19 protein-coding genes, 1 tRNA gene and 3 pseudogenes are annotated in these 20,987 nt (G+C 63.1%); 11 read left to right on the top strand and 12 right to left on the bottom strand.

Annotation, left to right across the window (positions count from 1 at the left end; all coding sequences use genetic code 11):
• The 3 genes and pseudogenes from GJ630_RS17000 to GJ630_RS16990 all read left to right on the top strand — a co-directional run.
• A pseudogene (locus GJ630_RS17000) lies at positions 1–683 on the top strand (hydrolase); the annotation flags it as partial.
• Positions 684–950: 267 nt separating this feature from the next.
• The gene (locus GJ630_RS16995; protein WP_014041042.1) at positions 951–1,841 is read left to right on the top strand and encodes a coiled-coil protein; all 891 of its coding nucleotides are present in this window, start codon (positions 951–953) and stop codon (positions 1,839–1,841) included.
• 37 nt (positions 1,842–1,878) lie between these two features.
• On the top strand, positions 1,879–2,577 hold the full coding sequence (locus GJ630_RS16990) for a LysE family translocator (RefSeq protein WP_014041043.1): 699 nt from the start codon (positions 1,879–1,881) through the stop codon (positions 2,575–2,577).
• Here the strand turns inward: GJ630_RS16990 and GJ630_RS16985 are convergent.
• Entirely contained in the window at positions 2,572–3,288 is a 717-nt protein-coding gene (locus GJ630_RS16985) for an HD domain-containing protein (protein WP_008312457.1), read from the bottom strand. The genes GJ630_RS16990 and GJ630_RS16985 overlap by 6 nt on opposite strands.
• A gap of 287 nt (positions 3,289–3,575) precedes the next feature.
• Here GJ630_RS16985 and GJ630_RS16980 point away from each other — a divergent pair, with 287 nt between their 5' ends.
• Positions 3,576–3,773, top strand: coding sequence for a hypothetical protein (locus GJ630_RS16980; protein ID WP_008312456.1), 198 nt, complete (start codon positions 3,576–3,578; stop codon positions 3,771–3,773).
• Here GJ630_RS16980 and GJ630_RS16975 read toward each other — a convergent pair whose 3' ends face one another.
• The 8 genes from GJ630_RS16975 to GJ630_RS16940 form a co-directional block, all read right to left on the bottom strand.
• A complete protein-coding gene (locus GJ630_RS16975; RefSeq protein WP_014041044.1) occupies positions 3,774–4,502 on the bottom strand; it encodes a GNAT family N-acetyltransferase in 729 nt (242 codons plus the stop codon). It lies immediately after the preceding gene.
• A 283-nt stretch (positions 4,503–4,785) separates the two neighbouring features.
• A tRNA-Gln gene (locus GJ630_RS16970) sits at positions 4,786–4,858 on the bottom strand.
• Positions 4,859–4,993: 135 nt separating this feature from the next.
• Positions 4,994–5,428 (bottom strand): metal-dependent transcriptional regulator, encoded by a 435-nt coding sequence (locus tag GJ630_RS16965; RefSeq protein ID WP_014041045.1) that lies wholly within the window; start codon positions 5,426–5,428, stop codon positions 4,994–4,996.
• A complete protein-coding gene (locus tag GJ630_RS16960) occupies positions 5,425–5,907 on the bottom strand; it encodes a hypothetical protein (RefSeq protein WP_008312442.1) in 483 nt (160 codons plus the stop codon). Before GJ630_RS16960 ends, GJ630_RS16965 begins: the two co-directional genes overlap by 4 nt.
• A gap of 342 nt (positions 5,908–6,249) precedes the next feature.
• A complete protein-coding gene (sufD, locus tag GJ630_RS16955) occupies positions 6,250–7,461 on the bottom strand; it encodes a Fe-S cluster assembly protein SufD (protein WP_191450437.1) in 1,212 nt (403 codons plus the stop codon).
• Between the two features lie 2 nt (positions 7,462–7,463).
• The gene (sufB, locus tag GJ630_RS16950; protein WP_064288868.1) at positions 7,464–8,894 is read right to left on the bottom strand and encodes a Fe-S cluster assembly protein SufB; all 1,431 of its coding nucleotides are present in this window, start codon (positions 8,892–8,894) and stop codon (positions 7,464–7,466) included.
• A gap of 36 nt (positions 8,895–8,930) precedes the next feature.
• Complete coding sequence (locus GJ630_RS16945) at positions 8,931–9,863, bottom strand: ABC transporter ATP-binding protein (RefSeq protein WP_014041049.1); 933 nt, start codon at positions 9,861–9,863, stop codon at positions 8,931–8,933.
• Positions 9,864–9,988: 125 nt separating this feature from the next.
• A complete protein-coding gene (locus GJ630_RS16940) occupies positions 9,989–12,796 on the bottom strand; it encodes a DNA-directed DNA polymerase (RefSeq protein WP_191450435.1) in 2,808 nt (935 codons plus the stop codon).
• 107 nt (positions 12,797–12,903) lie between these two features.
• Between GJ630_RS16940 and GJ630_RS16935 the strand changes: the two genes are divergently transcribed.
• The 3 genes from GJ630_RS16935 to GJ630_RS16925 are packed head-to-tail and all read left to right on the top strand — an operon-like array spanning position 12,904 to position 13,992.
• Positions 12,904–13,095 (top strand): hypothetical protein, encoded by a 192-nt coding sequence (locus GJ630_RS16935; RefSeq protein ID WP_004517169.1) that lies wholly within the window; start codon positions 12,904–12,906, stop codon positions 13,093–13,095.
• A 42-nt stretch (positions 13,096–13,137) separates the two neighbouring features.
• Positions 13,138–13,542, top strand: coding sequence for a hypothetical protein (locus GJ630_RS16930; RefSeq protein ID WP_044951976.1), 405 nt, complete (start codon positions 13,138–13,140; stop codon positions 13,540–13,542).
• A 27-nt stretch (positions 13,543–13,569) separates the two neighbouring features.
• Positions 13,570–13,992, top strand: a complete 423-nt coding sequence (locus GJ630_RS16925) for a hypothetical protein (RefSeq protein ID WP_064288863.1) — start codon at positions 13,570–13,572, stop codon at positions 13,990–13,992.
• Positions 13,993–14,016: 24 nt separating this feature from the next.
• On the opposite strand, the pseudogene rad50 reads toward GJ630_RS16925, so the two are convergent.
• The 3 genes and pseudogenes from rad50 to GJ630_RS16910 form a co-directional block, all read right to left on the bottom strand.
• Positions 14,017–16,691, bottom strand: a pseudogene (gene rad50 / locus GJ630_RS16920) (DNA double-strand break repair ATPase Rad50).
• 13 nt (positions 16,692–16,704) lie between these two features.
• Positions 16,705–17,962 (bottom strand): annotated as a pseudogene (gene mre11, locus GJ630_RS16915) (DNA double-strand break repair protein Mre11).
• Between the two features lie 69 nt (positions 17,963–18,031).
• A complete protein-coding gene (locus tag GJ630_RS16910) occupies positions 18,032–18,400 on the bottom strand; it encodes a hypothetical protein (RefSeq protein ID WP_064288860.1) in 369 nt (122 codons plus the stop codon).
• Positions 18,401–18,590: 190 nt separating this feature from the next.
• Here GJ630_RS16910 and GJ630_RS20380 point away from each other — a divergent pair, with 190 nt between their 5' ends.
• From GJ630_RS20380 to GJ630_RS16895, 4 genes are all read left to right on the top strand, one after another.
• Positions 18,591–18,713: a hypothetical protein gene (locus GJ630_RS20380; RefSeq protein WP_023843382.1), complete on the top strand. Its 123-nt coding sequence runs from the start codon at positions 18,591–18,593 to the stop codon at positions 18,711–18,713.
• Positions 18,714–18,804: 91 nt separating this feature from the next.
• Complete coding sequence (locus GJ630_RS16905) at positions 18,805–19,317, top strand: hypothetical protein (RefSeq protein ID WP_191450433.1); 513 nt, start codon at positions 18,805–18,807, stop codon at positions 19,315–19,317.
• Positions 19,314–19,787 carry a hypothetical protein gene (locus GJ630_RS16900; RefSeq protein ID WP_371727808.1) on the top strand — a complete coding sequence of 158 codons (474 nt, stop codon included), beginning with the start codon at positions 19,314–19,316 and terminating at the stop codon, positions 19,785–19,787. Before GJ630_RS16905 ends, GJ630_RS16900 begins: the two co-directional genes overlap by 4 nt.
• Positions 19,780–20,987, top strand: a 1,208-nt coding sequence (locus GJ630_RS16895) for an ATPase, T2SS/T4P/T4SS family (RefSeq protein WP_197427662.1), incomplete at its 3' end; no start/stop codon positions are given. The genes GJ630_RS16900 and GJ630_RS16895, both read left to right, overlap by 8 nt.

The following is a 20,987-nucleotide window of genomic DNA, read 5'->3' as shown; positions in this document are numbered from 1 at the left end:
CCGTGGCTGGGGCCGTGGACTCCGTCCCGACGTTCCCGGTGGTCGGCCCGCCCGGAATCGACCCCGACGCGGCCACGCTGTACCCGGGGTGGCGGTACGGCGACACGGCCGACCTCCCATGGCTCTGTTCCCAGTTCGGCGTCGGCGACGTCGTCGCCGGCTTCGGGGCCGGCGCGCTCGGGACGGCCGACCCGGTGGATACCCCGGGGTTCGACCGCGCCCGGCACGACCGCCACATCGACGACGGGGTGGCTGGGTCACAGGCGTACCAGGCTGACGTCGTCCGCGAGGTGGCCGAGGGATTGCGCCAGCGCCGCGCACCGGTCGTCGTCCTCGACAGCCTCCGGGACGTCGGCGACGCGGGCATGGGTGTACTCGCCGCTGACGGGAGCGAAAAGACGGCACACGACGTGCTCGCCGACAGCTACGAGCCCACACAGGTCGTCCTCTCCGCACCCAGTCCCGGAGAGCGGGACGTCGTCGTCCTCCACGACAGGCCGGAGAGCACGAACCTCACCGTCGAGTGGGACTGCAACGGCGAGCGCGAGCAGGCCGAACACACTGTCGGTCCTTTCGCCCGCGTCCCCGTCGACACGCTCACGCTGTCGGCCGGCGACGAAGTGACACTCGCCGTCACCGACGGGCAGCGGGTCGTCAAAAACGAATACACCATTAGCCAGTAATATATGTCCGTGATATACAAGGGTAATCCGGTGAGGTTAGGACCGGTTCACCCGCCGAATTGGGGAGTGTGAGACGTTGACGCGGTATTCAATGCACCGGAATGTTTAAACAATATCCACCTCTATTTGTAGACACCAGAACGCTTCCGCGTTCAGGCAGTATCGCTTTCAGCCCAACATGAGAGGGAACCCTTGTTATTGGTGTCAGCCCCTCAGTAGTGGGCCGACTGTCTGTGCTGAAGCGGTGATGGCATAGAGGATTCAACAATGGCAGACTCGATAGACGAATCAAAGAACGTTACAGTAACCGAAGAGGATCTCGAAAACAAATCGAAAGGCGAGCTTATCAAACTCGCCGGCCAGCTCCGCGACCGACGGAACGAGCTGAACCAGATGGCGTCCGAGCGGGCCTCCGCCCGTGACGACCTGAACGCGAAGACTCGCGAGAAGGTCGACGAGGCCCAGGAACACCGCGAGAAGCGCGACGAGCTCAACGAGCAGGTTCAGGAGCACAAGGACCAGCGCAACGAGCTCAATGCGGAAGCAAACGAGCTGTTCGACAAGGTCGACAACCTGAAAAACGACCTCGAACTCGACGAGGGCACGTCGGTCGAACAACTCAAAGAGGAGATCGAAGACCTCGAGTTCAAGCAACAGACCGAAGTGCTCTCCTCGGAGGACGAGAAGGAGCTCATCGAGAAGATCGAGACCAAGCGCGAGAAGCTCCAGGAGAAACAGGAGAAGCTCGACCAGGGCGGCGACCTCGAAGAGCTCAAAGAGGAAGCGGAAGAGGTCCGCTCGGAAGCCTCAAAGCACCACCAGAAGGTCACGGAACTGGCCGACGAGGCCCAGAAGCACCACAACGAGATGATCGAGGCCTACCGCGAGGCCGACGAGATCCGTGACGAGGCCGACGAGAAGCACGAGGAGTTCGTCGAAGCGCAGGAAGCGGCCGACCAGCACCACGAAGACTTCGTCCGCGTCCAGAAGCGCCTGCGCGAACTCGACAAGAAGGAAGAGGAGCAGGAGCGCTCCCAGCGCGAGGAGAAGCAGGAAGCCGCGCGCGAGGAAGCCGAGGAGATTTATCAGAAGTTCAAGGAGGGCGAGACCCTCGACACCGAGGACCTGATGAAGCTCCAGAAGGCCGGCAAGCTGTAAGTCTGTAGGATTTTCTCTCTGTTTTCACCGATTGTAGATGCATCACTCACTCGGCCTGCTCCAGCTCGGCGCGCTCTCGCTCGTCCCGACAGCTCTCGGTGGAGTCCTGTTCGGCCTCGCACTCGCCGCGCCACCGGGTCCGATGAACGCCGTCATTGCTGAGGAGAGCGCACTGCGGGGCTGGCGGGCCGGCTTTTTCGCCGGCCTCGGCGCGATGACCGCTGACGCCTGTTTCCTCGTGCTCGCCGTGCTCGGCGCTGCGACAGTCATCACCGAGACGCCAGGCGTTCGGCGCGTGATGGTCGGGGCCGGCGGGCTCCTGATGCTCTGGTTCGCCTACGGTGCAGTCAAAGAAGCGAATACAACAGTTACCGAGGGGGACTCGTCGGTCACGTCTGGGGACAGTCGCGGCTTTCGCAAGGCACTCGTGCTGGCGCTGACCAACCCCTATCAGGTCGCCTTCTGGCTCACCGTCGGCGTCGGCCTCCTCGAACCCGGTGTGGTCGACGTGGCGTCGTACGTGCCTGCGGTCGGGACTGATGCGCTAACCGTCCAGACCGGACATCCGGTGCTGCTGGGTGGGTTTTTCGGCGGTATCGGCCTCTGGATCACGGGGTTTCCGGCGGCGATTGTCGCCGCGAGAACGCGTATCGAGCGGCTCGCACCGCTAATCGCGTGGGTCAGCGCTGCTGTTCTCGCCGGGACCGGCGTCCTGTTCCTGCTGCGAGCGCTATGAGTCGCCCATCCCGGTCGCCACGTCATCGAGGTCGTCTTCGACGGCCATTTCGGCGACCTCCATCGTCAGCCACTCCTGGAACCAGCGGGTCCGCTTGAGCCGCTGGTGGACGATGGACTCAGCGGTGTCGCTCTGAACACGCTCGCGGGCATCCTCGCCGCGCTCGATGACCCGGTCGACCATCTCGGCCGCGTCCATGTGCGTCCGGGACTCATAGCCCATCCGCAACAGCATCAGGGCGGTCCCGTTCGCGCCCACCTTATCCAGAATGTCCGCCTCGATGAGACACTGTACTTCCAGGGGTAGGTCGTCCAGCGGCCCCTGATACGAGTGGGCATCGACGGCGGAGCAGACCTGTTCGATAAACGATTCGGGGTAGTCACCGTGTGCCTTCAGGTACTCGCGTGCGATCCGAGCGCCGGCTTCCGCGTGGAGGTCCTGCTCGGCTTCCAGTTTCGCGATGTCGTGAAACAACGCTGCCACGCGAGTCACGTCCACGTTCGCCCCTTCCTTGCGGGCGATTTTTGTCGCGATGTCGACGACGTTGAGGATGTGGTTGAAGCGGTATTCCGCGGAGTGCCACGGGTACCAGCGCATGCGGCCGCCCTCTTCTTCGTTTTCGACGCTCGCCGCGAGGTAGTCGTGGACGAACTCCTTCATATCCTCGAACGCGTCGGCTGAGACAGGTGACTCCCTAATCTCGACGCCCACAGCACCACCTCCGGAGACGGATTTCGATAGTCATCTTACACATATAGACGTACGTTCGACTCTTTAGCGTTACGACAGGGAGAACGGCTGCCACACCCGGTATTTCTGTCTGCAAACAGCGTCACAGAACCGGCCTTCGGAGCGGTTGTCCGGACGCCGGACAGCCACCATCCCTGGCCCCGACTCCGTGTCGAGTTGGGTCGCTGTCGGGTGACTGCCGACGACTGGTTCTCAACGGCTGAGAACATTAGTCCGGCTTTTTACAGCTAATAGATAAATCAGTACATATGCCTCTCCAGCCACTCCACACGCCCGTCGGCGATGTGTCGATCGTTACCCACGCGATAAACGAACACGCAGTGACTGACGTACTCGTCGGCGTCGGTATCGCCCTGTGTCTGTTCGGACTGTACTACAAGCTGATACTGGTCCCGGCGAACAGGCAGGAATCGTCACAGCGCTCGGGAGACCAGTCGCCCCCGTAATTACAGGTAGGCGGCGTCCCAGCGCATCGGCTTGCGAACGTTCCCGCAGTTGTCACATTCGATGCGCCCCATCGAGTCCATCGCGTTCGCCAGCGTCTCGCAGTTACTGCAGTAGTAGCCGTAGCGGTCGCTGCCCTCCTCTGTGACGTGGACCACATGGAACGGCGCCATCGACCCTGACTCGTGGTTGTTGTGGTCGACGTAGACCGTCCGACCGTCGTCAGTTACGGGTTCGCGACCGAGTTCGTCGGCGTCGGTGTAGAGGTTCTCGACGTAGGTTCGTCCGGCGATGTCGACTTCACCCGTGCCGGCGCGTTCGAAGCCGCGGTCCTCGTAGAAGCTGTTGCCCTCGACGTTGTCGGCCAGCACGCGCCCCTGGAGTGTCTCGGCACCCCGGTCATGGAGTTCCCCGTGGGTCTCGTCGAACAACGCTGACCCAATCCCCTCGCCGCGGTATGCCGGGTCGACGTGCAGCCAGAGAATCGTCCCGATACTGTCGCCCGACAGGACGCTCTCGGAGAGGCCGACCACCTGCCCGTCCTGCTCACCGACGAGAATCAACCGATTACTATCGTCGTCCAGCACTTCCTCGATGCGCGCTTCGTCGTACCACTCCTCGATAGCGCTCGTAATCGCCTTCGGCCCCAGCGAATACGACGCCTCTAGTGAGCGACGCGCCACGTCACGGATAGCCGGCCGATCCGACGGCACTGCCTCCCTGATTTTCATATGACACTAGTTGGCACGGAACATCATAAATCTACAGTTCAGTGTCAGAATTTGTGACACCCGTTGGGCTATTCATGCGAGGACACCGCGAATTGTGACCTCGACCGGCCTGTAGCTATCCTGTCCACTCGCTTGCGCGTCGGACAGGAATGCGGGCGCTGTTCGTGCTCATGTCGTAGGGTACTTCGGGCGGATTCGAACCGCGGTCGCTCCGCGTTGCTCCACTCCCTGCTTTGAATCCGCTGAACATATTTGTCGCTCGCGGTGTTGCTCGCGACAAAAGTAGTCCCGGGCGGATTCGAACCGCCGTCAAGGGCTCCAAAGGCCCTTATGATTGGCCACTACACCACGGGACTTCGCTTCGCTCGTCCCGCGTACCTCGCAGAACCGTCCGGTTCTGCTCACCGCCACGGGACTGCGCTCGCTGTGAGCAAGCTAACCGTATTCGGTGTAATCGACGGAACGCACTTGAACGCTTCGAGAGCGGGCGGTCAGTCGCTGGTGACTTCGGCCTCGACTTCGAGCAGGCCACAGACGTCACCCTCGGGGTCGAAACAGTCCGGACACTGCGGTTCGCGGTCGATAATCGTATCGAGGCGATCAGCGACCGTTTCGTCGATGACGCCCTCCAGTTGTTTTGCCTCGGCCTGGAACTCCTCGACCTCTAGCACTTCGATGAGGAACCGCTCGATGATGCAGTAGTTCTGGAGCGCCTCGCGAGCCTGTGCGATGCCGTCGTCGGTGAGGTCGACGCCCTTGTACTTCTCGTGGTTCAGCAGCCCTCGGTTTTCGAGTTTGCCGATCATCTCGTTGGCGCTGGCCGGACTGACATCGAGCATGTCGGCCACGTCGCCGGTGGATGCCGGACCGTCTTCTTGCTGTTGCGTGAGATAGATCGCTTTCAGATACTGGGCCTGCGTGTTCATTGATAGTCCTCCATCAGGTCGGTCACGTCTTCGACACCCTCTGCTTCGTCCTCGCGGATATCCGACAGCACGGCAAGCAGCCGCTCGCGGTCGATGGTGAATGTCACGTCGGACGCCTCGATGGCTTCGATGAGGTCGTCGTAGAACTTGTACGCCGTCTCCTCGTTACAGAGTTGGTCGTACAGCACGCCGTCGAAGTCCTTGTCGGCTTCGTACTGGGCCTCGACTAGCATCTCGATTTCCTCGAAGGGGACGGTGTCCGCTTCGAGGTCGTCGATGAGCGCCTCCAGTTGCCGGCGGTGCTCGGCCGACTCCGTCTCGGCGTGCGCGAGGAGGTCGAGCACCGCCTGTTCGTGCTCTCCGCTCGTTTCCTCGGCATGCTTGGCCGACCGTGCCTCGACGACCTCTTCGAGGACGATACCGATCTGTAGCAACCGGGCGAGCTGATGGTCGGATGCGACCGGCTGTGTAAGACTCACGGCAACACCCCCACTCGGCACTGTGCTGCAGTCATACACGTAGTTCGGGGAGGCCCGGACTTAAGCGGTTCCCTGTCGTCGAGCCCGCGTTTCGCTCCGGTAGGGGACGTTCTCAATCTCCGCCTGCCGAGCACTCGTATCAGGCGGACCGCCACGATACCGGCGCGAATGAAATGAGCGTAGACGACATCAAGCAACGCTCTGATGAGCCCGCGTTTACAGCCCTACGGGCTATTCACGAAGACGCCGCGGGAACAGAGTTCCCGCGAGCCTGTGCTCGCGTTACTCGTGCAGACACCGGGTGAGCAAAGCTCTCCCGAGACTTCGTTCGTAGCCTACCGGCTACTCACGAAGACGCTCGTAAATCAGCTGGTCGAGGTCCTCGCGGAGTTCGTCGACCTGCACTTCTTCGAGCACGGGGACGTAGAACCCTTCGACGAGCATGTTCTTCGCTCGCTCAGGGTCGACACCGCGGGAGGTCATGTAGAACATGTCCTCTTCGTCGACCTGCCCGACCGTCGCGGAGTGGGAGGCCTCGGTGTCGTGGTTGTTGATGATGAGCTTCGGCGACGCGTCGGCCTCGGAGTCGTCAGAGAGCATGAGCGTGTTCTCACGCTGGTACGACGACGTGTCCCAGGCCTCGCGACCGACGTCCTGAACGCCCTCGTACACCGAACGGGCGTCGTCGTCGAGGACGCCGCGGGTGACGAGGTCGGCGATGGTGTGTTCGGCCTCGTGCCAGACACGCGACGCGATGTCGAAGTGCTGGTCCTCGTGGCCGAAGAAGGCCCCGAGAATCTGGGACTCCGAGGAGTCGCCGAGCAGTCGGGTCTCGACGTTGGACTTGGTCAGGCGGGAGCCGATGTTGCCGTCGATCCAGTTGACCGTGGCGTAGGTGTCGGCGTGGCCGCGCTTGACCTGGAAGTTGTAGGTCTCTTCCGAGAGGTTCTGGAGCGCGCCGTACTGGACGTAGGCGTTCTCCTCGGCGACGACCTCGACGATACCGGAGTAGTACTGGTCAGCGTCGGTCGTCTCGCCCGTCTGCTGGCGCTCCAGAATCGTGACCGAGGAGGACTCCTCGGCGAGGACGAGCGTGTAGTTGAACAGCGACTGGCTGTTCATCGTTGTCCGGATCTTCACGTCCTCGGCGTCGACGCCCTCGGGGACGTAGACGACTGTCCCGGCCGAGAACAGGGCCGTCGACAGCGCAGTGAGGTAGTCCCGCTGCGGGTCGACAACGCTGCCGAAGTGTTCCTTGACGAGGTCCGCGTGCTCGTCGAGCGCCTCGCTCCAGGACAGCACTTCGACGCCCTCTGCGTCGACGCGGTCCTTGTCCTGGGCGTAGTCGAGCGGGTCGACCAGCGACTCATATTCGAGCGCGTCGAGGTTCGTCCAGGTGCGACCCGGCGTCCGGATGACGTCCGGCATGTCGAGCTCTTCGAGCGCTGCGAGCGCGTCCTTTCGCGTCTTGAGCAGCCACTCGGGCTCGCCGAGGTCGTCTGAAATCTGTTCCACCTGGGTCTCTGTGAGATTGGCGTGTACCTGCGTACTCATGGTTATCCGAGCGACCCCTCCATCTCAAGCTCAATGAGGCGGTTCAGCTCAACGGCGTACTCAATCGGCAGTTCCTCCGTGATCGGCTCGATGAAGCCGGCGACGATCATCTGCTTCGCGTCGTCGTCGTCCAGTCCGCGGGACTGGAGGTAGAAGACGTCCTCGTCGCCGATCTTGCCGACGGTCGCCTCGTGGGCGACGTCGACTTTGGACTCCTTGATCTCCATGTACGGCATCGTGTCCGACGTGGACTCGTTGTCGAACATCAGGGCGTCACACTCGACGGAGGTCGAGGAGTCCTCGGCTCCGTCGGCGATGTGGACGAGGCCACGGTAGTTCGTGCGGCCGCCGTCCTTGCTGATGGACTTGGACTCGATGGTGGATTTCGTATCAGGCGCGTTGTGGTAGACCTTCGCGCCCGTGTCGATGTCCTGGCCCTCGCCGGCGAAGGCGATGGTGATGTGGTTGTCCGTCGCGCCGGGACCCTTGAGAACGGTGGAGGGGTACAGCATCGTGGCCTTCGAGCCCATGCTGCCCGAGACCCACTCCATCGTGCCGTCGGCCTCGCAGATGGCGCGCTTGGTGTTGAGGTTGTACGTGTTCTTCGACCAGTTCTGCACCGTCGAGTACTGGACGTGCGCGTTCTCCTTGACGAACACTTCGACGCCGCCGGAGTGGAGGTTGAACTCGGAGTACTTCGGGGCGGAACAGCCCTCGATGTAGTGGACCTCGGAGTTCTCCTCGGCGATGATGAGCGTGTGCTCGAACTGGCCCATGCCGTCGGAGTTCATGCGGAAGTACGCCTGCACGGGCATGTCGACCGTGGTGTCCTCGGGGACGTAGACGAACGACCCGCCGGACCAGATAGCGCCGTGTAGCGCCGCGAACTTGTTGTCGCTCGGCGGCACGGCCTTGGTCATGAAGTACTCTTTGAGGATGTCTTCGTGCTCCTGGACGGCCTTGTCCATGTCACAGAAGATGACGCCCTTGTCCTCCCAGCGCTCCTGCATGTTCTGGTAGACGATCTCGGACTCGTACTGCGCGCCGACGCCCGAGAGGGCGTTCTTCTCGGCTTCCGGGATGCCCAGTTTGTCGAAGGTGTCCTGAATCTCTTCGGGGAGATCGTTCCAGTCGTCGACGCCGCCGCGTGTCTCGATGTCGGGGCGAATGTACGGGACGATCTCGTCGACGTCGACCTCGGAGAGGTCGGGTGCGCCCGGCCAGCCGGTCGGCATCGGCATTTCCTGGTACTGCTCGAGTGCGCGAAGGCGGCGTTCGAGCATCCATTCGGGCTCGTCCTTGTCTTCGGAGATGACCCGGATGGTCTCCTCCGTGAGGCCCTTCTCGGCTTCGAAGGCGGACTTCTCCTCTTTCTTGAACTCGAAGCGCTTCTCGGTGTCGGTCTCTTTGAGGTGGTCTTGATCTGAACTCATAGTGTGTGTAATGTTATCGCTGTGTACGGAAGGGCGTTACGCGGCCTCGTAGGCTTCCTCTCGGACCCAGTCGTACCCTTCGTCTTCGAGCTTTTCGGCGAGTTCGGCACCGCCGGAGGTGGCGATCTGGCCGTCGAGCATTACGTGGACGTGGTCGGGTTCGACGTAGTCGAGGATGCGCTGGTAGTGGGTGATCTGGAGGATGCCCGCGCCCTGCTCGTCACGGAGCGCGTTGATGCCGTTGGAGACGTCCTGCAGTCGGTCGATGTCCAGCCCGGAGTCGATCTCGTCGAGCACGGCAACGGAGGGCTCGAGGATTGCGGCCTGAAGGACTTCGTTTTGCTTCTTCTCGCCGCCCGAGAAGCCAGCGTTGAGATACCGGGACGCGAACTTCTCGTCCATGTCCAGCTGCTCCATCTTCTCCTGGAGGATCTCCTGGAACTCGGCGACGCCGATTTCGCCCTCTTCGACGTTGCCTTCCATCGGGGAGGTGTCGTAGCCGGCGGCGTCCTCGTTGGTGTCGCCGCCCTCTGCGTCGGCTTCCGCTTCTTCGTCGTCATCCTCGAAGAGTTCCTCGCGCTCTTCGAGCTTGGCGTTGAGCGCGGTGCGGAGGAAGTTCACCATCGTGACGCCCTCGATCTCGGCCGGGTACTGGAAGCCGAGGAAGATGCCGAGCGCGGCGCGCTCGTTCGGTTCGAGGTCGAGCAGGTTCCAGGTGCGGAGGTCCTCCGGGATTGCCTCGTCACCGAACTCGTTCTCGTCGAGGTGGATGAGCACTTCCCCGTCGGTTACCTCGTAGGCGGGGTGGCCGGCGATGATCTTCGCCGTCGTCGACTTCCCCGAGCCGTTGGGACCCATCAGCGCGTGGATCTCACCGGACTCGACTTCGAGGTCGACACCGCGGAGAATCGTCTCACCGTCCTCTTCTGCGACTTCTGCGTGGAGATTGTTGATTTCGAGTTTAGCCATAGGTATCTCTTAGGTCAACCGAAAGAAGGTACGTTTCACCCATGAAGCTTTCGCATTGCTGTGAACTCAACTTCTTCATATGGAAACAATATTTCTCGTAGCGGTAATCGCCCGTATTCTGTGGGTTACATGAAGCTCCCGAGTCCCGTCTGTTCCTGACCGGACTTGACCTCCTCCCAAGAGATATCCATGGCTTCCAGAATCCGAGCAATCGGGCCTTTCAGCGTCTTATCGAGCATCTTGTCCCAGTCGATTTCGAACTCCTCGGGAATCTGGTCCGCGTACTCGAAGCAGATCACGTCGGGGTCCCGTCGGAACTCGCCGTACAGCGGGTCCCGCTGGGGGTCCAGCCCCTCCTCGTCCTCGATTCGCTGGAAGAAATCCGAGTGGACTCGGTCGAGATACAGCCGCTTTGGCTTCGACCCGCTCTGGAAATTCGTCCCCAGCAGGAGGTTGGCGTACTTCGCGCCCCGGACCTGTGCGGTGTCGGTGTCGTAGTTGTCGAGTTTCTTCCCGATGCCGCCGGGAATGCCCACGTCGTCGTAGTTGACGTTGCCGTCCTGATAATCCTCGATAACATCGCTGACATACTGCTTGATGGACTCGGCATCCTCACCGCGGACGATGCGGTCGATGACCTCTTTCTGGACCCGTTTGGTGATGGGGGCGATATCCGAGCGCTGGTACTCGAAGCCCGTGATGTCGATGTCGTCGACGTGCTTGCCCTCCTTCCAGACGATGTTGCCCGCGTAGCGCTTCTTTTTCCCCGCCTGGAAGAACCGCCGGTAGAGCTTCTCGAACTCGATCTCGAAGCGGTGGAACTCGGCGTTGAGCTGCTCCATCGCGAACTCGTCGTAAGAGGCGTTGATCGTCTCCTCCAGCTCGAACCCTTTCTGAATGGTCGTGGCGATGAGTTCGAGTTCGTCGTCACCCATTTCGGGGTGCTTCTCGCGCATCTCGTCGGTGATTTCGACGTCGCCTTCTACGTCGTTGGGACCCACATCGCCAAGCTGGAGCATGACGGAGTCGGTGTCGCCGTAGACGACCTCGTACCCCTCGTCGGCAACGACTTCGTCGGTGTAGTCGATGACCTCGCGACCGGTGGCGGTAACGGCGGCTCCCATCTCCTTGTCGTAGAGGCGGAAGCGATCCCATCCCAAAACGCCGTATAACGAGTTCATTATCACCTTAACTGCCGCTTGCTGGCGGTCTAAGCGCCCATACTCCGGGTTTTCGGGATCGAATTCATTTCGCTTGGTCTTCTTTTCCTCTCGTTCTGACAGGAGTTCGTCGACCATCTCCCGGATGACGCCGTCCGGTTCTTTCCGGAAGTGGGTGCCGTTGGGCGCGCGGTAGGTGTCGCCGTCGTAGGCATCGGGGTCGACCTTTGTCTCCGGGCTGGCGTTAGTCGTCACCATGCACATCGGGTACAATGATTTCAAGTCTAGAACCGTGACATTTTCACGAACGCCGGTGATGGGGTCGAACACGGCCCCGCCCTCGTAGTCCTCGCTCTCCTGTTGGCCTTTCGAGGGGAGCGCGAACTCGCCGTGGAGCTTGTGGAGGACGTACATGTCGACGGCGTCGCCGGGCGTGGTGGCGTCTTCCAGTTTGCAGCCGACGAAGGTACGGACTTCGTCCCAGAAGTCGATGATGTCCTGCTCGCGGTCGAGTTCGACACACAGCTCCACGTCCCGGAGGTTGTACTCCAGTAGCTGCTCGGGGTCCTGTTCCCAGAGATCGCCGATGTCGCCGGTGTAGCGTTCCTTGCCGACGCCGAGTTCCTGCTCGCCGACGGCGTCGAGCCGGTAGGATTCGAGTTCGGTGAACTGGGTGCGCTTGTAGGCATAGAGAAGGTCGAAGACGACCCGGCCCTTGATGTCCGGGCCGCCCCAGCCCGAGCGCCAGACCTCGTCGACCCGCGAGAGGCGGTCTATCTGGAGGTCGAAGTCGTGGTTGTAGCTCTGGAGTTCCTCCAGCCGGTCGAGGAAGTACGGCGCGTCGAAGTCGTCGAAGTTCCAGCCAGTCAGCACGTCAGGGTCCGTGTCGACGATGTAGTCGACAAAGGCCTCCAGCATGGCCTCCTCCTCGTCGAAAACCCGAACGTCGGCCTCGAAATCTTCCCGAATCGGCTCGTAGCCGGCCAGCGCCTCGGGGCCGTCGATGCCGTCGGGGGACTCGTACAGCCAGACGACATACTCGTCGCGGTAGGAGTCGTGAGAAGTGAGACAGATGATGGGCTCCTCGCCGTCCTCGGGGAAGCCGTGGCGGTCGTCGACCTCGATGTCGAAGGTGTTGACCCGCGGGTCGGCGTGGGCTTCGACCGGCGTTATCTCCTCGTGATGGACTTTCAGGCTGCCGTCGTCGAGTTCGCGGGCGGGGACGCGAACGCCGCTCGTGATGTCTTTGTCGATGAGCAGGCGGTTCGGAAAGAGGATGTCCGCCTCGTAGTGGTCGAAGTCGTCGCGGATTTTCCCCACGTCGCGGGGCGTCCGTCCGAATATCTTCGTCAGGCGCTCACCGCGAATCGACTCGTAGGGCTCTCCGTCCTCGTCGGCCGCTTTCCAGTCGGTGATGCTGTCGTACTGGCGGAGCTCGTCCTCGGTGACGCTGTCGGTCGGTGCGTAGAAGTACGGCTTGAAATCGAAGACCCGCGCGTGTATCGGTTCGTTGTCGTCGGTGCGCCCGAAGACGTGGACGACCGGGAACTCGTCGTCGCCCTGCCCTTCGATGGTGTAATCGACCTGCGTGACGACGAACTCGACGGTCTCCTCGACCGGCGGGAACTGGCGCTCGTCGATGTCGACGACGCTCGTCCCGCCGGTGTCGCTCCCACCGTTGCCCGCGATAGCTGCCGCTTCGTCGGCGACCGGGCGGTCCTCGTCCGCGCCTTGCTCGAAGTCCCCCAGCGTGCCCTGGGTCCCGTCACTCATTCTTGGCCATGCTTCGAGATGCCGCATAAAAACACCGACGGTCGGCGGGATGTTGCCACAGGCAGAAAGTATATGCCATCGAGTACCATACCCAAGTTTGACGGCCAATGTCGCACCACGCATCCCCCCACGGCGAGGCGGATAGGTCCGAAGAACTGCGGTCGGAGCCGGCGCTCCCGGACGCCATCCAGACGACCGAGACCTACGAGACCGAGGAGGGGACAGTGTTTTACGACGCCGAGAACCCTCTCGCGTGGCTGCAGACCGATACGGCGCTCACCTTACAGGAGATCGCCTGACACAGAGTCCTTTTATTTGCCGGACGACGTAATGCGCCTGTGATGGATATCCCCGGCGAGGACGACCCCAACCAGAGCCCGGGGGTTCTCTCCGAAAAGAGCGAGCACGAACCCGCTGAGTTCGATCCGGAGAGCCTCGGCCCGGACGTACCCTCGCCGTCAGACAGCGATTACGACGGCGAGGCCACGGGCCTGTTCGTCAGGCTCGTTATCGTGTTCAACGTCGCGCTGCTGGCCCTCTCGCTCGGGCCGATGCTGGCCTACTTCGAGGGGCAGGTCGACCTCGGGATTCGTATCTTCCTCGTGGGCGTCATCGCCTTCGGCTACGGAACGTTTCGGTACGTGAAGTTCGAGCGGGAGCGCAAATCGGACGACGACGAGGGCGAAACAGCCGAGACAACGGATACCCAGCCTGACAGCGCGGAGTCAGGCGACCACAACGGCTAACCGGCCCGATCAGCTACGGACGGCCATATGCGTACTGTGCGGGACAACGACGGCACGCGTTACTTACTGCTGAAGGAGTCCACCGAGTCGAGTCTGGTCCGGGACCCCGAAACCGGCGAACAGCGCCACGTCCCGAACGCCGATCTCGAACCCATCGAGGGTGAGTCACCGCTGGCCACGGCCGCCGCAGCGGTTCCCGACGCCGCTCGTCGCGTCCTCACAGCGGCCCACGACGACCAGGCACTTGGCCTGCTCGTGGAACTCGACGAGCGTGGGCCGGTCTCCGTGGCAGAGCTGCTTTCGGCCTACGACCTCTGTGAGAGTGACCTGCATGGCCTGCTGGCCGAGTTCCGCGCCGCCGGCCTGCTTACAGAGGCGACGGTCCACGGCCAGCGAGGGTACGACACAACTGAGACTGCCAGCGACGGGCTCGCTCAGCTTCGGGACTGAGGGCAAGTCACTACCGCACCAGGCTCAGGCCAGTTCTGCGACCGTTGCTTCGACCTGCTCGACCCGTGAGCGGTTGGTCGTGGCGTCTTTCTCAACGCGGACGAGGTCGTCCGCCGCACCGACCAGTTCTTCGTCGTGGCTGACCACCAGAATCTGCTCGACGCCGACCTCGTCGCGCATGTACTCCACGAGGTCAAGCAGTTGCGTGACGTGGCCCGAGTCCAGAAACACCGTCGGCTCGTCGAGGATGAGCGGCGGCATCGGCGCTGCGCCTTCGATACCCTCCGCGAGCAACCGGTAGATGGCACACCGCAGGCTGAGGTTGAACAGCGCCCGCTCGCCGCCGGAGAGCTGTTCGGGCTCCAGCGGCTCGCCGTCCTTTTGATACACCGTCAGCTGGTACTGCCCGTCGAGTTCGATGTGGGAATAGGAATCGTTCTGATACACCAGATCGAACGTCTGATTGAGCATCCGTTCGAGCGTTTCGACGTTGCGCTGGCGCAGTTCCGCCCGAAGTGTGCCGTACATTTCCTGTAGTTCCTCTGTCTCCTCGTACAGCGTTTCGAGTTTCTCTAGGGTCGCTTCGAGGTCCTCGCGGCGCTCCCGTAGCGACTCCAGCTCCTCGATCTCGTTTGTGACGCCGCCGATGGCGTTCTGGAGTTCGTCGCGCTTTTCGCGTTTCTCCGCCAGTGCTTCCTCGGCCTGCTCGATGTACTTTTTCGCGCGCTGCTTCTCACTTCTCGCTTCTTCGATACGGTCCTCGTCGAACGACTCAGCCAGGTCCTGCTTGCGCTCGCGTTTCTCCGCGAGCTGTTCGCGGCGCTGGTCGTTCAGTTCGGCTTGCTGACTGCGCTTCTCGCGCAGGCGCTCGATGTCGTCGTCGCAGTCGTCGATGTTCCCAAGGAGGTCTTCGACCCGCTCCAGATGCTCGATTGACTGCTTGACCTGCTGGCGCTCCTGGTTGCATTCGGCGACGACCGAACGGCAGTCCTCGGCCTGTTCGCGGGCCTCGGCCGCCTTCTCGCGTTTCGTCTCGGCCTCGGACTCGTGGTCCGCTGCTTCCTTGCGGAGCGTCTCGATGCGCTCCTGATCCGCGTCCAGCCCGTTCTCCTTCTCCTCGACGAGTTGGACGATATTCGAGCGGTTGTTTTCGAGCGTCGATAGCTCGTCGCAGTCTCGACCAGCGCTTTCGCCGTCTCGTGTTTCGACTCTAGGGCTTCGACGTCCTCGCGGGCGTCGGTAAGCGTGGCCTCCAGCTCCGATATCCGCTCGCGGTCGTCCTCGATGGAGTCGACGTGGGGCGACTCGGCCACGTCCTGCCCGCATTCGGGGCACTTGCCGGCCTCCAGCAGCGCCTCGGCTTCTTCGAGTGACTCCCGCTCGTTCTTTAGCTTCGTCTCCAGTTCGGTTACCCGCTTCCGGGCCTCTTCGAGGTCACTGGCGACGGATTCCTTGTACGACTGTGCCTCCTCGCGGCTGGTCGGCCCATCCTCGAACTCGGCTTCGAGGTCAGCGGTCTGGTCATCGATGTCGCTGATCTGTTCGCGGCGCTCGGCGATGGTCTCCCGCGCCGCTTCGAGATCGGCTTCCAGTTCGTCGGCCTCCTCGCGCTTGTCCTCGGCCCGCGATTCGAGGTCGGTGGCGCTCTCGGCCAGCGCGTCGGCGGTGCTGCTGTGTTCCTTCGCGTCCACGCGCTGGTCCTCGATTCGGCTCTGCAGGTCGTCGTCGCGGGACTGCAGTTCGTCGAGTCGCGCGTCGACGGTGTCCGGGTCCGGCTCTGCGCTGTCGAGGTCTGTTTCGGCCACCGTTTCCGAGAGCTCCTCCCGTAGCGACTCCCGGTGGTCCTGCAGGTCGCTGATCTGCTCTTTGAGCTCGGTTCGTTCCGTCTCCGTCTCGGTGATAGTCGCTTCCAGATCCTCGATGTCGGCTTCGAGGGTCGACAGTTCGTCGCGTTTCTCTTCGTACTCTTCGAGGACGGACTCGGCCTGGGTGAGCGTCTCCTCGGCGGTGGCCTTCTGGTCCTCGATGTGCTCGATCTCGTCCTGCAGATTGGATTCCTGCGTTTCCAAACTGTTCAGGCGCTCGTGAAGCTCTTTCTCCTCTTTCTCCTGAATCTGCTCGTCGAGTTGTGAGAGTGCCCCCTGTTTGTCATCGCGCACGCGGCCGACGCCGACGCGGGCATCGCTGGCCCGCTCGCGGTACGCCTCCAGTTTCCCGAGTTGCAGGAGGTCGTCGAGCATATCCTGCCGGTCGCCGGGGGAGGCGTTGATGAGTTTGTTCACCTCGCCCTGACGGACGTAGGCGCAGTTGACGAACGCCTCGCTGTCCATCCGCAGGAGTTCCGTAACGCGTCGGCGCACATCGCGCGCGCCTTCGTAGTTCCCTTCGGGCGTCTCCAGAACGCATTTCGCCGTTGTCGGCTGCGCTCCGGTCGCGCGGACCCGGCGCGTGAGGTGGTAGTCGCCGCCGGCGTGGGAAAACCACAGTTCGACAGTACAGTCGTCGGCCCCGATGGTGACCACGTCACCGAGGTTTTCGTCCAGCGCTTTCGAGCCGTACAGCGCGAAGAAACAGGCCTCAAGCAGGGAGGACTTCCCGCTCCCGTTGAGCCCGTGGATGACGGTCACGCCGTTGTCCAGTCGCAGGTCAGCATCGTCGTAGCACTTGAAGTTGGATAGTTTGACGCGTTCGAATTTCATTGTCGACCCTCCATTACAGGAACTCCTCGACGCTCGCCTGGCCATCGTCGTCTGTGCCGTCGGCCTCGTTCACCGCCGCTCCGTCTTCAGTATCGTCCTCGTCCGTGCTTGCGGCCGCATCTGTGCCGTCTGCTCCATCGCTCGCGGCCGTCTCAGCGTCGGCTGCGAGGGCGTCTGAACCCTTAGAGAGCAGTTCACGAACGTGCCGTTCGACCTCGTCTTTGACGCTCGCATCGGCGACCTTCGAGGCGCGAATGGTCTCGTCGATGTCGTGGGCGGCCTCACTCAGTCCGAGGTCGCGGACGCGCTCGGTGACGGCGTCGTCGGGGTCGGCGAAGCTGATATCCGTTTCTTGCTCCTCGGCCGTAATTTCCCGGTGGTCGGTGACGCGAGCCACGAGCGCCCCTCGGTCAAGCGCGAACGATTCGACGCTGGCTGGGGTCACTGGGTCGCCGTCGCCGCTGATAGAGACAATGACGACGGCGTCCTCCAGGTCGTGCTGGCCGACGCGGCTCCGAACCCGTTCGACACCCTCTTCCGGGCCGAGGTCAACGTCGACGAAGACGAACTCGCGGGTGTCGAGGCCGCGGCGGGTGATACGGACCTCATCGTCGAAGGTGACGATATTGTAGCCGCGGTCCTCTCGTTCGCTCGCACTTGCGCGCTCGGTCGACCCGCAGTAGGTGACCCAGGCGTCCTCGACCTGCTGTTTGCCGGGGTCGTGGTTGTCGCCGAGCAACATCGCGTCGAAGGTCACCGACGACTCGGCCAGGATTTCTTCGGCGTCCCAGTCGCCGTAGTCGAAGGGCTGGAACAGGCCGTGAGTGACCAGCGCGGCGCTGTCGGCGTCGTGGGCGGCGAAGTCGTAGTCGAGGTCGTCGCGCTGCGAGCGCGGGACGAAATCGAGGCCGTAGAAGGCGGTGTCGCCGACGACCGTCGGCTCGTCGTCGAGCCGCGTCGCCAAGCCCAGCGACTCGTACAAATCGAGCCACTGGGGCGTCCCGTTTGGCTTCATGGTTACCCACGACGGCGAGAAACGGAACATCGGCTTCGGAGAGTTCTTCGAGAACGGTCAGCGTGCCCATGATATCAGCCAGCGCCGGACGGCGGTCGTGGAACAGGTCACCGGCGTGGACGACGGCGTCGGCGTCGTCCGCGATGGCGTCTCGGACCACCTGCCGGAACGCATCGAGGAAGTCGTCCCGTCGGTCGGGGACGTTGTACTGCTGATACCCGACGTGGGTATCGCCGGTGTGTATCACCCGTGTCATTTGCCCACCCGTAAGCCAGCGCCACCTAAAGGGGTATCGTGACCGCAGTGAGAGTGGTCGACCCGGTGGCTACGACCCATCGCTGGGCCCCGCCGCGGCGTCCCGGTACCGCCGGAACGCTCGCAGAGCCGCCCGGCCCTCGTCGGCCAACCCGCTCACTTCGTGTTCGGCCTGTGCGACGGCCGCTTCGAGTCGCCCGACACCGAACGTCTCGACGAAGGCGACCGCCTCGTCTAAATCGTCGGTCGCCTGGGTCGCTCGCTCAATGACTGTCCGATAGTCGGCGTTGCCGCCTGTATCGTGGGTTCTAATCCGGCCTGCGCTACAGTCGCCCTCTCCGTCGGCTATTCCCATCGTCCCGCCTCCGTCGTCGCTGTTGTCGGCCTCCCCGTCAGCTAGTGCCGCGAGTGCCGCTTTCACCTGGTCGCTATCGGCCATAGAACGGCGTGGCCACGGCATCCGAAATAAACGTTTGCTGGCTCCGGGTCAGTTGATGGCGCGTTCGAGAACCCGTTCAACTCGAACCGATTGAAAAAGCGTACAGTTTGGCGAGGTGACTGGTTCGATAGAATTAACAGCCCAGTCCCGGTGGTACAGGACGAAAATCCACTGTCGGATGGCCTCCACAATGTCTCTACGCGCACTCCGCTCCGACGACAACGCGCTCTCCCCGGTCACAATCGTCGCGCTACTGATTCTGGCAACCCTGCTCATTTCCGTCGTCCTCGCGCTGTTCATCCTCGGCGGGTGAGGCGGGACGAGCACTTGCTGGCAGCAGCCGGTACGCTTCCCGCAGTCCCCCGTCCGAGCGTTCAAATACCAGCACGCGACCAGGGCCGGGCATGACAGATATCGAGACGCTGGCCGAACGGCTCCGCACGGTCGAACGCGCGGTCACGGACGGAACGACTGAGTTCCCGGAGGTGACGGAACTCGCTGAGTTGGAGAGCCGCGTGGCCACCGTCGAGCAGCGTATCGACGACATCGACGAGCGGACGGCGGAGCTCGAAGCCGCCACGCAGGCCCTCCGCGGCTACGTGGGGAACATCCGCGCGGTCAACGAAGATGTCGAGCAACGCGCCGACGCGGCGCTGGCGGCGACCAACCGACTGGAAGTCCGACTCGACGAGGAACTGGCATCGCCGTCGGCATCTGACCCATCAGCGGCGGGGACCGACCAGTTACGGGCGGAGGCGGTACAAGGCCATCCAGGCTTGTCGGATAGCGGCGAGCACACAGAAGCGAACGCCACGACCGGGAAACCGACCGATTTCTCCGCCATCACCGACGGCGGTGACCCCGACGATGAGACCACTGATACGGGCGTTATCGGACGTATTCGTGCGCTGCTGTGATATACCGGCTGGTTCTCGCCGTCGCAGTCATGACCGCACTTGTCGGTGTAACAGCGCTGGCGTTATCGACGGCCCGAGCAGACGCGGCCAGTGGTTCCATGGAGCGTCAACTGGACGAACTGGGGGCCGAATTGACCACTTTAGTTGAGACTGACGACGCGACGGTAAACGGCGACGCGCGGCGCGCGGTGGAGATACGACTCCCCCCGCGGACCTACACGAATGCCGGCGTCAGTCACCTGCAGTTCGCGGAGCGGGCCGGTGTCAGCGTCGCGACCTGGACCGTCGAGTCCCGGAAGCGGACCGAGCAGCTGGTCGGCATCCCGATCCGAACGACGGCGTCGACCGACCGGCTCGACGAACCCGGTACACATCGACTCGTGTTCGTCTTGACGCGGTCGGACGGCCAGCGGGTGCTGCGGGTCCATCGGTTTAAGTCCGAAGCCGCGGTGAGGGGGAGCCATGCGTGAGTGGCTCTTCGGGTCATCGGCGTCGGACTGCCGCTGTGAAACGGCAATCGAGGGTGAGCGGCTGGTAGTGACGGCGGACCAGTGTCCGGGCGGTGGCGACCTCGCCGCGTCGGCTGACTGCCGGGCGACGGTCGTCGATTCGCTCTCGTCGACCGGTATCGATACCGTCGTCACGGAGCAAGCAGGACAGGAGCGAGTGTACGTCGACCGGGCGGCGGCGGTACTCACCGCGGCTGGCCGGTTCGCGACCAGAGTCGCCTCGCTGGACGACCGCCTCGCAGACCGCGCTCGCCGGGACCCCGTCGCTGCCGCCGCGGAGGCAGTCGGCCGAGCGGGGCCGGTCGCTGACCTGGCGGCGGAGACCGGGTTGGCGGTCGCCACAGAAAGCTTCGATACCAGCGAGCAGGCGCTCACTGCATACACTGGGCCAACGATTAGCGACACCCGCGTCGGGGCAGCGCCACCAGTGGACGCAGCGCTTCGGGACCAGCAGACGCTCCCGACAGAGGCCGTCGTTCGGCGATACGACACGGACGGCGACCGGCTGCCGATGTATCATATCGAGCCCCGCGAACAGCGGTTCGACGCGGACACGATGGAAACGCTCGTTGATGCGTACGAGCGAGTCGCGACCGCTGCCGTCGACGGCGGCTGTCACCCCTACGACGCAGCTGGCGCGGTGGCCAACAACAGCACGACGGCAACCGCTGTCGGTGCCGTGCTGGAGAAACACACGGGCGGGCTCGGGATTCTGGAAGATATCTTCGCCGATCAGCGGGTGTCCGACGTGTTCGCGACAGCCCCAGTGAGTGATACCCGGCTCCGAGTGCGTTGTGACGGCGAGACGATGCGGACGAATGTCCGCCTGACGCCGGCGGGCGCGAACACGCTGGCGTCGACGTTCAGACGGTCGAGCGGCCGGGCATTCTCGCGAGCGAGCCCGACGCTCGATGCAACGGCGACGGTGGCTGACCGGCAGATTCGCGTCGCTGGCGTGAGCAAACCGGTCAGTGACGGCCTCGCTTTCGCCTTTCGCGCCCACGACAGCGACGTGTGGCGGCTGGCCGACTTCGTCGACAACGGGACGATGCCGACAGCCGTCGCCGGGCTGCTCTCCGTCGCCGCGGAGCGCGGCGGGGCCTGCCTCGTCGCCGGCCCCCGCGGCGCGGGCAAGACGACGACGCTCGGGGCGTTGCTCTG

Origin of the sequence: Haloarcula sp. CBA1122 (genome assembly GCF_009741785.1) — an archaeon.
Taxonomy (GTDB): Archaea; Halobacteriota; Halobacteria; order Halobacteriales; family Haloarculaceae; genus Haloarcula; species Haloarcula hispanica.
Note: the sequence above shows the minus strand (reverse complement) of the source record. Positions and strands in the feature narration are given on the sequence as shown.